The organism is Brucella rhizosphaerae, from assembly GCF_002252475.1.
Taxonomy (GTDB): Bacteria; Pseudomonadota; Alphaproteobacteria; order Rhizobiales; family Rhizobiaceae; genus Brucella; species Brucella rhizosphaerae.
Map to the genome: position 1 here is coordinate 55,910 of NZ_NNRK01000020.1, position 13,377 is coordinate 69,286.

A 13,377-nucleotide genomic window follows, 5' to 3' on the forward strand; every position below is an offset into this window, starting at 1 on the left:
TTCTCCAGACCTCCTGACTGTGCGGATTTAGTACGGAGGTGTAAGTCATTGTAAATGCGTCTTCATTTTCTTTGGTTTATCCGTACTTTTGTACGAGATAGCGGAGGGAGAAAGAACCTGCGGTCAAACTTTGCTAAAACGACTTCCACGGGCCACACATCACCATCGGTCAGTGCGGCATGCCCCCATGCCATCAGCGGATAAACTTCCCAATAGTCGGTCACAGTCGTGCAAGCGAAAGCAGGCATCAATTCCGGTTCAATCCGTGTTCGCCGCGCGTCAGAAGAATCCGTTTCCAGAATGCTTCACGCCCGAGGACGACTTCGTCGGGCGTTGGCGCGGGACGGGCTTCCAGCAAAGCGAAGCGGAACGCCTTGCGGCAATATTCCAGCGTCGGATCGTTCACGAGGGCGCGAAGCTCCACATTCCCGCCGTGGCCGCTGGTGACATAGGCACACCAACGCGACCAGATCCCCTGATCTCCATAAGCTGACCCGATGTAGCGCTTGCCCGTTGTGATATCCGAGATTAGATAAATGCCCTTAATGCTGGAAAGCGCCGCACGCCAATCGGGTCGAGAGTTGCGCACAAGCGATTCAAGTTCCTCAAAGGACAGATCGATGTCCTCGAAGCCAGGAAAGGACCGCCCGGAATAGGGTTCGCGCAAAATTTCCTGCACCTCCAGGTCGGAATAGTGATTCTCAAACTTCACCCGCGTTGCTCGCTGGCGATAGGCTGAACCCAATTTCAGCCGCCCGAGGAAGCCTTCACCTTCCTCGATAAGTTCGACCTCGTAGCGATCGCTGTGCCGTGTAACGACGCGGAACACCCCGCCAAACAGCCAAATGTCCGGCTCGTGATAGAACTGAACGAGCGAGAAAATGAAGGGCCGGTTGAAATCATCCCGTGCAGGTCGATATTCTTGCCAGCCCTGCCATTCCTGTTTGTCGCGCGCCCACACTTCAAGCGGTTGGTTCTCGCCATTCCAGCGGGCGAAGTGCAGCTTGTAGTGCTCGGGCGAGGCAATCGGCCAGATATCCGCAAGCCGGATCATCGGGTAACCTCCCGCAAAATGACCTCCGCCTGCGCCAGAACCATCTGCACGGCTTCCTGCTCCAGATCGGGTGGGTAACCGTATTTCTTGAGGATCCGCTTCACCAGAACCCGCATACGGGCACGGGCACTGACCTTGTGCTGCCAGTCAACGGTAGCCGAGCCGCGCATCTGCTGGACCAGTTCGGTGGCAATGATTCGAAGCTGCTCGCTACCCATCGCCTCGACTGCGCTCTCATTTTCAGCGAGCGCATCATAGAAGGCAAGCTCCTCCGGCGACAGGCCATGCTCCTCGCCACGGGCGGCCGACGCCTTGATATCCCTCGCCAGCGCGATCAGTTCTTGGATCATCTCGACAGTTGAGATGGCATTGGCATGATAGCGCGCAACGGCCTCTTCAAGCCGTCGTGAGAAGGATTTTGTTTCCACCACGTTCGCGCGAGACCGGCTCCTGATCTCGCCATTGAGCAGCTTCTTCAAAGCTTCGAGCGCCAGGTTCTTCTTGTCCATCTGCTGGATTTCAGCGAGGAACTCGTCCGACAGGATCGACAGGTCCGGTGACTGGATACCAGCAGCCTTCAGGATATCGACGATCTCGGCATTGGCGACCGCTTGGTTGAGCAACTGTTCCACCGCCAGCGATTTGGCACGGTCGGACATCTTGCCGGTCGCCGTGGTCTTGACCAGCGCGGCGCGCACCGCCTGGAAGAAGCCCACCTCATCGCGGATGGCGCGGGCTGCATCGCTGGCCGAGGCCAGCGCATAGGCCTTGCTCAACTCCAGCACGGTATCCTGATAACGACGGTGCGCCTTCTTCCTGTCCTCAGCGCTCTGCACCCGGGCGGCTTCCCGCTCCTGCCATTTCAGGATCCAGTCAATGGCATCAGCAAGGGCAGCCAGACGCTGCTGTGGCTGGCCACTGATGCCGCGGCTATAATCGTGACCGTGGAACATGCCGCGCACGACCTCGTACTTTTCCATCAGGACGGCAACGGCCTCTTCTTCATCAATACCGGTCTTGTCCTGATCGGACTTGGTGTATTGGCCGAGCGCATTCTTCAGGTTCTGGGCAATGCCAATATAGTCAACAATCAGGCCGCCGGGCTTGTCGCGAAACACACGGTTGACCCGAGCGATAGCCTGCATCAGCCCATGACCGCGCATTGGCTTGTCTATGTACATGGTGTGCATGCATGGCGCATCGAAGCCCGTCAGCCACATGTCGCGCACGATCACCAGCTTGAGTGGATCATCGGGATCACGCATGCGTTTGGCCAGATCATCGCGGCGCTTCTTGTTGCCGATATGCAGCTGCCAGGTGAGTGGATCGGCCGCCGAGCCGGTCATCACAATCTTGATCGCACCCTTGTCGTCATCTTCCGAATGCCAGTCCGGACGCAGCTTGATGATCTGGTTGTAAAGGTCGACGCAGATGCGACGGCTCATGCACACGGCCATGGCTTTGCCGTTCATACCGGTGATGCGGGCTTCAAGGTGCTCGACCAGATCGGCAGCAATCAGCGACAGGCGCTTTTCTGCACCGACCAACCGCTCGACGGCCGTCCATTTGGCTTTCTGTTTTTCTTGTTCCGTTGCTTCATCGTCTTCGAGGATCGCCTCGATTTCAGCATCGATGCGAGGTTTCTCGTCCTCGTCCAGTTCGATTCGTGCCAGCCTGCTCTCGTAGAAAATGGGCACCGTCGCTCCATCCTCGACGGCCCGGCTGATGTCGTAGACATCGATATATTCGCCGAAGATCGCCGGCGTATTGACATCGTCGGCTTCGATCGGCGTGCCGGTAAAGCCGATGAAAGATGCGTTCGGCATCGCCTGGCGGATATAATGCGCATAGCCATAGCGACGCTGCCCAGTTGTCCTGTCGAGTTTTGCATCAAACCCGTACTGGCTGCGATGCGCCTCATCTGCCATGACGATGACATTGCGCCGAGCGGTCAGTTCGGAGAAGTTCTCCTCACCTGCCTCAGGCGAAAATTTTTGCACTGTGGTGAATATCACGCCGCCGGATGCACGATTGAGAAGCTGGTGTAAATCATCGCGACTGCCTGCTTGCTCTGGTGTCTGCCGGATCAGGTCACGACACAGGCCAAAGGTAGAGAATAGTTGGTCGTCCAGATCGTTGCGATCTGTCAGAACCACCAGTGTCGGGTTCTCCAGTTCCCTTGAGCGGACGATCAGGCCACCGAAGAACGCCATCAACAGGCTTTTGCCCGACCCTTGTGTATGCCAGATCACGCCAATCTTGCGGTCACCTTCCGGGCTTGCGGCTTCGATGGCTGCTGCCAGTGCTTTTCTGGCACCATGGAACTGGTGATAGCCGGCAATGATCTTGAATGGCCCGGCGCCCTTGTCACCAAACACGATGAAATCGCGCAGCAAGGCAAGGAAACGGCTCTTGTTGAACACACCACGCAGCAAGGTTTCCATCTCGCGGGGCCCATGCGGCTTTAACTCATCAGCGCTCGGCCGCTACCAGATCGTCCGCACCACGCTGCGGACGATCGCCAAGACGCTCAAGCTTCCGCCGTCGGCACTGTTTGATGCCGAGATGCAGGACCGATGCGCCTGCTACCTCCTCGGCCTGCGTGGCATCGACAAGTATCTGGCGGGGCGGCTCTCGGAAGATACGCTGATCAACAATCTTGCCCATGAATGGGCTTCGCTCCCCACCGCGATGGGCAAGGGTGCTTATGCCGGCCAGAACGCAGCTGTCGGTCCGGATCGCGTGCGTAAGGTGTTGGCCAAGGTCCGGCAACGTCATGGTGCCAGCCAGCCGGCGCGCGAGATTGTGGTTGAGAAGGAAGTCGACAAGCCCGTCGTTCCCGTCAGCGTCGAAGCTGAAATCCGCAAGCGCACCGATCAGTGGAGCTGGATTACCACCATCTTCGGTAGTGGTGGGGCAGGCCTTGCCGCACTCGCCGGTATGGACTGGCAGACCGTCACCGCCATCGGCGCGCTTGCACTCGGCGGGCTTATCATTGCACTGCTGCTACGGCGGCAGATCGTGTGCGCTGTGCAGGATGTGAGGAGAATGATCGAAGGGTGACATGATCAGCGGCTAATGCTTCGAACCCTACTCTATGACAATCCGATTGCCGGTTGTCGAGTATAGCCGCGAGTTCCAGGAGCGTGCAGCCGACGAGCTCGATCTGCTGCCAAAGGGGTCGGCTATCGCCGAACTGCTCGCCGACTACAGCGTCATGCGGGATCAGGCCCGCGCGTGCAAAGGACGGTGATCTGCGATCTGATCGCCGGCCGCGATATGGTCGAAGACGCGAAAGCAGATCGCCGGATAAGGCGGCGATGGCCGATAATGCCCCGCAGTCAGACGGAGGGGCGGCTGCTCGCCAAGGGTGCCCGTGCGGGCGCCGGCCGATGCTCCGGGCTCGCTTGCTCGAAGTCGCCGAGAATCGGGCAGTCGGGCCGGTGGTCGCCCGCGCAGGCGTCGGCCAGCGTCGTGAGCGTGGCGACCATGTCCTCCATCTCGGCGATTTGATGCCGAAGCTCTTTTGTTCTGGCCGACCGCGGCTCGGTGCCTGGCCGGCAGCTGGCGCCGGAGCGAACCCCGGCGCCGATCGCTCAGCGGGTCGGGCCGCCGTAGACGATGCCGTTCGGGCGATCGCCGACCGGCACTGTCTTGACCACTTCCTGGCTCCCCACGTCGATGATCGACACGGTATCGTCGGCAATGTTGGTCACGAACACGAATGCCCCGTCGGTCGATGCCGAGACGCCATGGGCGCCGCCGCCGGTGGTGAGGGTCTTCACTACCTGACCGGTCGCGGTGTCGATCACGGACACGGTGTTGTTAGGCTCCGCGTCGGTGCCCTGGTTGGCCACATAGACGTAGGCTCCATCAGCGGTCGCGAACATCTGGATCGGGTTCGGCCCCACCTCGATCCTGTTCGTTACTTGGCGGGTTGAGGTGTCGATGACCGCCACACGGTTTTCGTCGCGAAGCGAGACATAGACCTGATCGCCGGAGGGCGTGAACCCGACCTGGACCGGCGCGGTTCCGACCGGAATGCGTGCCACCTCGGACAGCGCCTGCGTGTCGATGACGGACACGGACCCATCCTCGACATTGGCCACGTAGAGCTGGGTCTCGTCCGGGCTGAGCCGCAGGCCGTGCGGATAGTCCCCCGTCGCGATACGCCCGATGACCTCGGCCTTTGCGAGATCGACCACGGCGATCTCGTCGCCGCCGGCCAGCGAGACAAAAGCGCGCCCCTGCCGGTCGGCGACCACATGGGCCGGGTGCGAGCCCACCGCGACGGTCGCCTTGGGCGCGGCGATGTTCTGCGGATCGAGAATGACCAGCAGACCCTCGGCCGCAGCTTCCTCGCCGTTTCCGTGGCCGTCGGATTCGTGATCCCCCTCGGTGGCAGGATCTCCGACTGCCAGCAACAGCTTCCCATCGGGCGTCAGATCGACGTTGTGGGGCCCGACCGGGATCGAAACGGTGTCGACCGATCCGGTGCCGAGATCGATGGCGCTGATGGAATTGCCGCCCTCATTGGCAGCGTAGACGGTTCCACTTGTCTGGCCGAGGGCTGCCGGTGCCTCGCCAGCGTTCGTCTCCAGCCAAGCCTGCATTTCAGCGATCTCGCCTTCCTGCGCCGCGATGATCTGGTCCGCCCACGCCTTGGTCTGCGGATCGTCCCCGTATTGCTGGACGATCCTGGCCATGTCGATCGCGCCCTGATGATGCGGGATCATGCCCCGGACGAAGGCGACATCGGGATCGTCGGCCATGACGCCGTCCATCATCAGCCCGTGCGTCTCGTTCATCGCGTCGACATAGGCCTGCGTGAAGTCGGGAAGGTTACTGCTCGCCCGGGCCGCTTCCGCTTGCGCGGGCGGGCTTGCTGGGTGGTGGGTGTCATGCCCGGACTGGGCGAGGGCGGCGCCTGGCAGGCCTGCCAGGATGCTGACGGAAAGGGCGATTGCGGTTCGGTTCATTGATTTCATCCTTTGGTACGGGAGCGCCGGTCCAGATTCGCGGACGCGGGTCTCCGATATGTTCGCGTGGTCTTTCGGGGTCGCGCCGGAGCAGCCGGAGACATCTTCGTTCTCGCGGCGATCCCTGCGCCTCACGCCGCGATGAGACGTGGCGGCCTCAGGATTCCTTCAGGGGACCGATCGCGCGGGTCAGGGTGCATCAACGTGAAAGCTTCGCCGTTCGCGGCCGGGCCGAGCGTCGGCGGCTCGACGAGAACGGCGGCGGTCAGACAGGTCTGGCAGCAGTCCGCCAGATTTGGACTACCGTCATCACTCACGCAGCCTGCGAATCGATCTGCGCCATGTTCGTCCGGCATGTGATGGCGGGCGCAGTGGCTGGCCGTGGCAGCAGTCTGTTCCTGGTGGATGGCGTGTCCGGCGGGACTGGCGTGTGCCGGGACCTGCAGAACCAGGGCGCTGATGGCAAGCAGCAGGATGCAGATCGCAAACTGGCGCAATCCGCCGCATCTTGCCCTGCCAGCAACTCGCGCGCTCCCGTTCATGCGCCACCTTCCTTCCCGGTGGCACGCGAGGCCCGTGCGATGTCACGTTCACGTCGCGCGCCACCCGACACAGCAAGACCGCCCCGCTGACGGAGGCAAGCCGCCTCGGCCAGGTGCTGTTTCGGATCATTGGCAAGGTGGCCGGTCATGTGGAGACGCCTGACTCAGATTTCCTGCGCGCCGAGAAAACGCCCGAAGGGTTGGATAGTCGGGCCGAACAGGAACACTTCATACGGCTCGGGATCGACGCCCGGAAAATCCATGCCGGGCGAGCCGGCAGGCATTCCGGGAACGGCCAACCCTGTCGCATCCGGTCGTTCGGCCAGAAGGCGGCGGATCGCCGCGGCAGGCACATGGCCCTCGACCACATAGCCGCCCACCTCGGCGGTGTGGCAGGAGGCCAGTTCGGCTGGCACGCCGAGCCGCTGCTTGAGGCTGTCCATATCGGTGGATTCCACAACCCGCACCGGGAACCCCGCAGCCTCGATATGCGCGACCCAGCCATCGCAGCAGCCGCAGGACGGATCCTTGGTGACGTTCACCAGAGGCAGCGCTTCGGCATGCCCCCGGCCGATTGTAGACAACAGCAGGGGAAGTGCGCCGGCAGCGGCCAGAATGGCGCGCCGGCTGATGCGGTGATCGTTTCTCATCGTCAAACCTCGCTTCATGGATTCATTGTCTCCCCGTCACGGTCCATGTGCGGCGCACAATGCGGTGAGCAGCGAATCGAAGGCCGCGGCACCGCCATCACAGCTTCACCTTCCGCAAACGCGCGGCATTGGCGATGACACTGACCGAGGACAGCGCCATGGCGGCCGCCGCGATGATCGGCGACAGCAGGATGCCGAAGAACGGGTAGAGCACGCCCGCCGCGACCGGCACGCCTAGGGCGTTGTAGATGAAGGCGAAGAACAGGTTCTGGCGGATGTTCCCCATGACCGCTTCCGACAGCCGCCTCGCCCGCACGATACCTATAAGATCGCCCTTCAGCAGCGTGACGCCCGCGCTTTCCATCGCCACGTCGGTGCCGGTGCCCATGGCGATGCCAACATCCGCGGCAGCCAGCGCCGGCGCGTCGTTCACCCCGTCGCCCGCCATCGCCACCACCTCGCCCGCCGCCTTGTGCCGCTGCACAACCGCGCTTTTCTGATCGGGCAGAACCTCCGCCTCGACCTCGTCGATGCCGAGCTGGCGCGCGACCGCCCTGGCCGTCGTCCAGTTGTCGCCGGTCAGCATGACCACGCGGATACCTTGCGCCTTCAGCGCGGCCAGCGCCTCGGGCGTTGTGGGCTTGACCGGATCGGCGATGGCGAAGATCGCCGCCACCTGCCCGTCCACCCCCATGAAGATCGCCGTTGCCCCGTCCTCGCGCAGCCGGTCGGCCTCATCGGCCAGCGGCGCGACATCGACGCCCTGCTCGGCGAGGAACTTCGCATTGCCAAGGGGAATGCGCTTGCCCTCGACCACCCCGAGCGCGCCCTTGCCGGTGGGGGAGTCGAAATCCGCGACCGGCGCGAGTTCGAGCCCTCGCTCCTCTGCCGCCCGCACGATGGCCAGCGCCAGCGGATGCTCGCTCGCCCGCTCCACGCTGGCAGCAAGCCGCAGCGCCTCGTCTTCGGTGAAGCCAGGGGCGGGAACGATGGCGGTGACGGCGGGCCGGCCCTCGGTCAGCGTCCCGGTCTTGTCGACGATGATGGTGTCGACCTTCTCCATATGCTCCAGCGCCTCGGCATTCTTGATCAGCACGCCGGCCTGCGCGCCACGTCCGACGCCGACCATGATCGACATCGGCGTGGCCAGCCCGAGCGCGCAGGGGCAGGCGATGATCAGGACCGAAACCGCCGCAATGAGACCGAAGGAGAAGCGCGGCTCCGGACCCCATATCGACCAGGCGACGAAGGCAAGCACCGCGACCAGGATCACCGCCGGCACGAACCAGCCCGACACCTGATCGGCGAGGCGCTGGATCGGCGCGCGGCTGCGCTGCGCCTCGGCGACGAGCTGGACGATCTGCGACAGCATGGTGTCGCGGCCGACCTTCTTCGCCTCGATCACCAGCGCGCCGGACTGGTTCATGGTGCCGCCGATAGCCTTGGCACCAACCTCCTTGGTCACCGGCATCGACTCGCCCGTCACCATCGATTCATCGACGGCGCTGCGGCCCTCGATCACCTCGCCATCGACCGGCACCTTCTCGCCGGGCCGCACCCGTAGGCGGTCGCCGACATGGACGCTGTCGAGCTGTACCTCCTCCTCGGTCCCGTCGTCACGAATGATCCGCGCGGTCTTGGGCGCGAGGTCGAGCAGCGCGCGGATCGCGCCGCTGGTGCTCTCTCTCGCACGCAGTTCCAGAACCTGGCCGAGTAGGACAAGGACGGTGATGACCGCCGCCGCCTCGAAATAGACCGCCACCGACCCGTCATGCTGCCGGAACTGGTCAGGAAAGATGCCGGGCGCGAGCGTCGCCACCATGCTGTAGATCCAGGCAGCTCCGGTGCCCATCGCGATCAGCGTGAACATGTTGAGGCTGCGGTTGACGAGCGATTGCCAGCCACGCTGGAAGAATGGCCAACCGGCCCACAGCACCACAGGCGTCGCCAGCAGCATCTGGATCCAGTTCGAGGTCCGCTGGCTGATGAGGTGGTCCAGACCAAGAAGATGGCCGCCCATCTCCAGCACGAACACCGGCAGCGTCAGCACCAGGCCGATCCAGAACCGGCGCGTCATGTCGATCAGTTCCTCGTTCGGCCCGGCCTCCAGGCTGACCAGCACCGGCTCCAGCGCCATGCCGCAGATCGGGCAGGAGCCGGGGCCGACCTGCCGGATCTCGGGATGCATCGGGCAGGTGTAGATCGTCCCCTCGGGCACCGGCTCGGCCCGTTCCGTCGCGGCGGCAGGGTCGAGATAGCGTTCCGGGTCGGCCAGGAACTTCTCCCGGCACCCGGCCGAGCAGAAGTAATAGGGCCGACCCGCGTGCTCGGCCTTGTGCGCGGTCTTGTGGGGATCGACCATCATGCCGCAGACCGGGTCCTTGACCTTGTGGGCACTGTCCGCTGCGACAGCCGCGTGCCCCTGCTCATGGCCGTGGGCCGCATGATCGTGGTGCTGATGATCGTGTTCAGTATTGTTGGTCATTTTTACGCCTCCTCGGCGTCTCGTCCTCGGCCTTGCGTTCGCCGTTCTGCGCTTTCCAATCGCTAGACGGTCAAGAGGTGACTGGAAGCTGGAAAAGTATCGCCGTTTAGTGATTCCCATGGAAATTTCGAACGTTGGTCTGTTCTGGCGCGGCATGTGACCGCATGATGTCAATGTCGGCTGCAGTCTCCTCGCCATCGAGGCAGTATTCCTCCACCTGCAACGTCGAGAAGTAGATGTTGAATCGCTCGCGCAGGAGATGGTTCGCCTGCCGCAGCACCCGCTCGCCGTCTTTCCAGTTCCGAACGCAGATGTGGCTCGAGAAGACATTGCGCCCGGATGTCAGGCTCCAGGCATGGACGTGATGCACATCCGTCACCCCCTCCAATTGCCGGATGGCCGTGATTGCGGCCTCCAGATCCAGGTCTTCCGGCGTGCCCTGAAGCAGGATGTGCAATGCCTCACGCAGAATGCCCCAGGAAGCCCAGAGCAGGACGAGCCCGAAGGCCATGCCAAGCAGGGGATCAATGGCGAGGAAGCCCGTAAATCGGATCACCAGCGCCGAGATGATGATGAGGAAGCTTCCGACGAAGGTCTGGAGGATGTGCCAGTAGGCGCCGCGCATGTTCAGGTTGCCCTTCTGGCGTTCGTACAGCAGCCAGAGCGCGACAAGCTCGGTGGCGATCCCGCCGGCAGCGGCAAACAGCATCGGTGTCGTGGCCAGTTCGATCGGCTCCATGAGACGCATCGCGCCCATCCACAGCACGAAAAGAGCCATCGCGACGAGAAACAGGCCGTTGAAAAGGGCGCCGAGGATCTCGGCCCGGACATAACCGAAGGTACGTGCCGGGCTGGATTTCCGTTCAGTCAAGCGAAGCGCGACCAGTGCGATGAGCACGCCGCCCACGGCAGAGAAGGTGTGGAAGGCATCGGAGATGACAGCGACGGAGCCCGTCCAGATGCCGATTCCCAGCTCGACTACAAAGTAAAGGCCGGTGAGCCAGCCCGAGATGACAAGCGCCTTGCGATCGCCGCCCGCGGGCATGTGACCGGCATGGCCGCCGTGAGACATCGACATGAGTCCGCCTCCTTGTTGCTGAGGGAGAACGCCGGCATCCGACGTCCTCTGCCTGGCCTATGCGCTGACCGCGAATTCGGTCATCATGCCGGTCTCAAGATGCGGCATGTGGTGGCAATGCAGCATCCAGCGCGCGGCCTCGCCGGCGTCGAGCGCGATATCGACCATCGACATCGGCGGCACATATACCGTGTCGCGCAGCGCGCCCCGGACTGCACGTCCGTTCAGTCCGACGACCTGGAACACATGCCCGTGCAAATGCATCGGGTGGCCCATCATCGACATGTTGTGGAATGACAGCACGATCCGCTCACCGCTCTGCGCGGTCACCGGGCGATGCTGGCCCCAGACGGCGCCGTTGATCGTCCACACATAGGGCTGCATCGAGCCGCCCAGCATCACCATGTGGCTGCGGTCCACCGGCCGATCCGGCAAAGCGCCCGCGGCGATCAGACGCGTCTCCTGCGCAAAGTCGCTGTCGAAGGCAGGCGCTTCGGCCTCCGCCATGGTGTCGATGCGCCGTATTTCGGCGCCCTGCGTGGCAAGGATCAGCCCGGTCCGCTCTCGCGCGCCTTCCCGCAGCGCGAGGATCGGCCAGGCGCCGCCCTCCTGCGGCAGGTCGATCTCGAGGTCGAGCCGTTGGCCCATGGCCAAGCCGAACCGCGTGCCGGGGACGGGCTGAACGGCATGGCCATCGACCGCGACGAGCCGGGCCTGCGCTTCGCCAGTCTCGATCCAGAACACCGTTGCCGCGGCGGCGTTGATCACCCGCAGGCGGATGCGCCCGCCGCGCTCAACCTGCACCACCTCGGGATCCGAAAGCGTGCGGTCGTTGGCAAGATAGGCGTCCCAGTCGTAGTCGTTGAGGTCCATCGCCATGCCGTCCATGGCGCCCATTCCCGTCATGCCACCCATGGCGCCGTGATCCATGCCACCCATCGGCATGTTCCCCATCGCGCCGTGGTCCATGGCCGCCATGCCGCCCATGACCGCGCCGTGGCCGCCTCCATGACCGCCGGCGGTCCCGTGGCCGCCAAGGATCTCGGCCATCACCTCCTCGGGTGCCTTGAACGAGAAATCATGCAGGAACAGCACCACCTCCTGCCGGTCGGCGGCGACATCCTCGGCGCTGCGCACGATCAGCGGCGCGGCCAGAAGGCGCATCTCATGCAGCGGCACATGCGCGTGCATCCAGTAGGTGCCGGGCAGCGGCGCGAAGTCATAGGCGCGAGTCTCGCCGGGGGCGAGCATCGGCAAAGGCATGTCGGGCACGCCATCCTGTGCGTTGGGCGGGATCTGGCCGTGCCAGTGGATCAGCGTGTCAGTATCGAGATCGTTGCGCAGATCCACCCGGAACCGCGCGCCGGGATCGAGTGTCAGCCCCTGTCCGGCTGGCCCGGCAAGACCCCAGACGGTGGCGGCGCGACCGTCGATGTCGAGCGTCCGGGTGGCGGCGTGCAGCGACAGCGGGGCGGCGCCCTGCGCTGCCGCGATCCGGGGCAGATGCGCATAGGCCAGCATGGCGGCGCCAGCGGCAAGAAAGCCGCGTCGTGAAAGGGTATTCATGGTCGTCTCCTCGGGACAGCTCGTCCCGTTCATCAAAACCGACAGGACGCCGCGGGCCTCGGCCCGGACGCGCGATCAGAGGAGACGGTGCTTGGGAGGTCGTTCGTTCAGTCCAGGTGCCCGACCGGCAAGCACTGCACCGGTGGGCAGGTCATGGCTGGCAGGCGCGTAATCGCTGCCAGAGCTGTCGCTCGGGGAGGTCAGGAAGACCGAAAGACCGGCGCAAAGCAGCTCACAGCTTCCGGTGTCGATCGATCCGCAGTGCTGTTCGCCATCACAGGAATGTTCGCTGCCGGCCGCAACCTGCATCATCTCGCCGACATGCATCGAGTGATCCGGCTCTGCGCTCAAGCGCGCCGCATGCGCGGAGGTCACCGTCGTCATGACGGCGATCGCGAGTACGGCAAGCATAGTGACGAGGCGCGAGAACATGCCGGAAAGATAGGCGCTGGTCACGGGAATGTCAATTGCCTCCGGCGTCGCGCCTCTGGCAGAAATTCATCCTCGGCATGTAGCCAATAGAAATTCCTCGCCACCAATCATGCAACTCATGCGAAAAGAACTCCGTAATATCTTGTGGCCCGGGTTGCTCGTCGGAGGCCTGGTCATGGCGGTCTTCGCTGGCAGGCACTATGCCCAGACCGCATCCAACGCCGCGTCATCTGCAGAAGTCATCGAACAGGGCCGGCAGATCTATGCGGACCAATGTGCGTCCTGCCACGGTGCGCAGCTCGAGGGGCAGCCGGACTGGAAGACGCCCCTTCCGTCCGGGCGTCTCCCGGCGCCACCACACGATGCCGACGACCACACGTGGCACCATCCCGATGACATCCTGTTCCGGATCGTCAAGGAGGGCACGGCCGCCATCGTCGGGGGCGGCTATAAGAGCGACATGCCGGGCTTTGCCGTCCTCAGCGACGCAGAGATCCAGGCTGCGCTCGCCTATATCAAGAGCACCTGGCCGGAGCGCGAGCGGACCTACCAGGAGAATGTGTCGCAAGCACGCTGAGCGCTGATGGCACC

13 protein-coding genes are annotated in these 13,377 nt (G+C 63.5%); 3 read left to right on the forward strand and 10 right to left on the reverse strand.

What is annotated here, in order from left to right; all coding sequences use genetic code 11:
* Positions 1-247: 247 nt before the first annotated feature.
* Together CEV32_RS04735 and CEV32_RS04740 are read right to left on the reverse strand one after the other, a co-directional pair.
* Positions 248-1,054 carry a GIY-YIG nuclease family protein gene (locus CEV32_RS04735; protein WP_024899893.1) on the reverse strand — a complete coding sequence of 269 codons (807 nt, stop codon included), beginning with the start codon at positions 1,052-1,054 and terminating at the stop codon, positions 248-250.
* Positions 1,051-3,498: a type I restriction endonuclease subunit R gene (locus CEV32_RS04740; protein WP_208620795.1), complete on the reverse strand. Its 2,448-nt coding sequence runs from the start codon at positions 3,496-3,498 to the stop codon at positions 1,051-1,053. Before CEV32_RS04740 ends, CEV32_RS04735 begins: the two co-directional genes overlap by 4 nt.
* 121 nt (positions 3,499-3,619) lie before the next feature.
* Between CEV32_RS04740 and CEV32_RS04750 the strand changes: the two genes are divergently transcribed.
* Positions 3,620-4,117: a lysozyme family protein gene (locus CEV32_RS04750; protein WP_143128786.1), complete on the forward strand. Its 498-nt coding sequence runs from the start codon at positions 3,620-3,622 to the stop codon at positions 4,115-4,117.
* A gap of 34 nt (positions 4,118-4,151) precedes the next feature.
* On the forward strand, positions 4,152-4,307 hold the full coding sequence (locus tag CEV32_RS23585; RefSeq protein ID WP_164844754.1) for a hypothetical protein: 156 nt from the start codon (positions 4,152-4,154) through the stop codon (positions 4,305-4,307).
* A gap of 343 nt (positions 4,308-4,650) precedes the next feature.
* On the opposite strand, the gene copM is transcribed toward CEV32_RS23585, so the two are convergent.
* From copM to CEV32_RS04790, 8 genes are all read right to left on the reverse strand, one after another.
* Positions 4,651-6,033, reverse strand: coding sequence for a CopM family metallochaperone (gene copM, locus CEV32_RS04760; protein ID WP_208620797.1), 1,383 nt, complete (start codon positions 6,031-6,033; stop codon positions 4,651-4,653).
* Positions 6,034-6,164: 131 nt separating this feature from the next.
* Entirely contained in the window at positions 6,165-6,575 is a 411-nt protein-coding gene (locus CEV32_RS04765; protein WP_024899897.1) for a hypothetical protein, read from the reverse strand.
* Positions 6,572-6,724, reverse strand: a complete 153-nt coding sequence (locus tag CEV32_RS23590) for a hypothetical protein (protein ID WP_164844753.1) — start codon at positions 6,722-6,724, stop codon at positions 6,572-6,574. Before CEV32_RS23590 ends, CEV32_RS04765 begins: the two co-directional genes overlap by 4 nt.
* A gap of 15 nt (positions 6,725-6,739) precedes the next feature.
* Positions 6,740-7,225, reverse strand: coding sequence for a DUF411 domain-containing protein (locus CEV32_RS04770; protein ID WP_024899898.1), 486 nt, complete (start codon positions 7,223-7,225; stop codon positions 6,740-6,742).
* 97 nt (positions 7,226-7,322) lie between these two features.
* Positions 7,323-9,710 carry a heavy metal translocating P-type ATPase gene (locus CEV32_RS04775; protein ID WP_024899899.1) on the reverse strand — a complete coding sequence of 796 codons (2,388 nt, stop codon included), beginning with the start codon at positions 9,708-9,710 and terminating at the stop codon, positions 7,323-7,325.
* A 106-nt stretch (positions 9,711-9,816) separates the two neighbouring features.
* Positions 9,817-10,788: a cation diffusion facilitator family transporter gene (locus tag CEV32_RS04780; RefSeq protein WP_024899900.1), complete on the reverse strand. Its 972-nt coding sequence runs from the start codon at positions 10,786-10,788 to the stop codon at positions 9,817-9,819.
* Positions 10,789-10,845: 57 nt separating this feature from the next.
* Complete coding sequence (locus CEV32_RS04785; RefSeq protein ID WP_094574672.1) at positions 10,846-12,354, reverse strand: multicopper oxidase family protein; 1,509 nt, start codon at positions 12,352-12,354, stop codon at positions 10,846-10,848.
* A gap of 75 nt (positions 12,355-12,429) precedes the next feature.
* Positions 12,430-12,810, reverse strand: a complete 381-nt coding sequence (locus CEV32_RS04790; protein WP_200869487.1) for a hypothetical protein — start codon at positions 12,808-12,810, stop codon at positions 12,430-12,432.
* A gap of 151 nt (positions 12,811-12,961) precedes the next feature.
* Here CEV32_RS04790 and CEV32_RS04795 point away from each other — a divergent pair, with 151 nt between their 5' ends.
* Positions 12,962-13,363: a c-type cytochrome gene (locus CEV32_RS04795; protein ID WP_161662579.1), complete on the forward strand. Its 402-nt coding sequence runs from the start codon at positions 12,962-12,964 to the stop codon at positions 13,361-13,363.
* The last annotated feature ends 14 nt before the right edge of the window (positions 13,364-13,377 follow it).

Coding starts and splice junctions, on each gene's coding strand:
- CEV32_RS04735 (WP_024899893.1), bottom strand. CDS start 1,054: ATGATCCGGCTTGCGGATATCTGGCCGATTGCCTCGCCCGAGCACTAC.
- CEV32_RS04740 (WP_208620795.1), bottom strand. CDS start 3,498: ATGGAAACCTTGCTGCGTGGTGTGTTCAACAAGAGCCGTTTCCTTGCC.
- CEV32_RS04750 (WP_143128786.1), top strand. CDS start 3,620: ATGCAGGACCGATGCGCCTGCTACCTCCTCGGCCTGCGTGGCATCGAC.
- CEV32_RS23585 (WP_164844754.1), top strand. CDS start 4,152: ATGACAATCCGATTGCCGGTTGTCGAGTATAGCCGCGAGTTCCAGGAG.
- copM (WP_208620797.1), bottom strand. CDS start 6,033: ATGAACCGAACCGCAATCGCCCTTTCCGTCAGCATCCTGGCAGGCCTG.
- CEV32_RS04765 (WP_024899897.1), bottom strand. CDS start 6,575: ATGAACGGGAGCGCGCGAGTTGCTGGCAGGGCAAGATGCGGCGGATTG.
- CEV32_RS23590 (WP_164844753.1), bottom strand. CDS start 6,724: ATGACCGGCCACCTTGCCAATGATCCGAAACAGCACCTGGCCGAGGCG.
- CEV32_RS04770 (WP_024899898.1), bottom strand. CDS start 7,225: ATGAGAAACGATCACCGCATCAGCCGGCGCGCCATTCTGGCCGCTGCC.
- CEV32_RS04775 (WP_024899899.1), bottom strand. CDS start 9,710: ATGACCAACAATACTGAACACGATCATCAGCACCACGATCATGCGGCC.
- CEV32_RS04780 (WP_024899900.1), bottom strand. CDS start 10,788: ATGTCGATGTCTCACGGCGGCCATGCCGGTCACATGCCCGCGGGCGGC.
- CEV32_RS04785 (WP_094574672.1), bottom strand. CDS start 12,354: ATGAATACCCTTTCACGACGCGGCTTTCTTGCCGCTGGCGCCGCCATG.
- CEV32_RS04795 (WP_161662579.1), top strand. CDS start 12,962: ATGGCGGTCTTCGCTGGCAGGCACTATGCCCAGACCGCATCCAACGCC.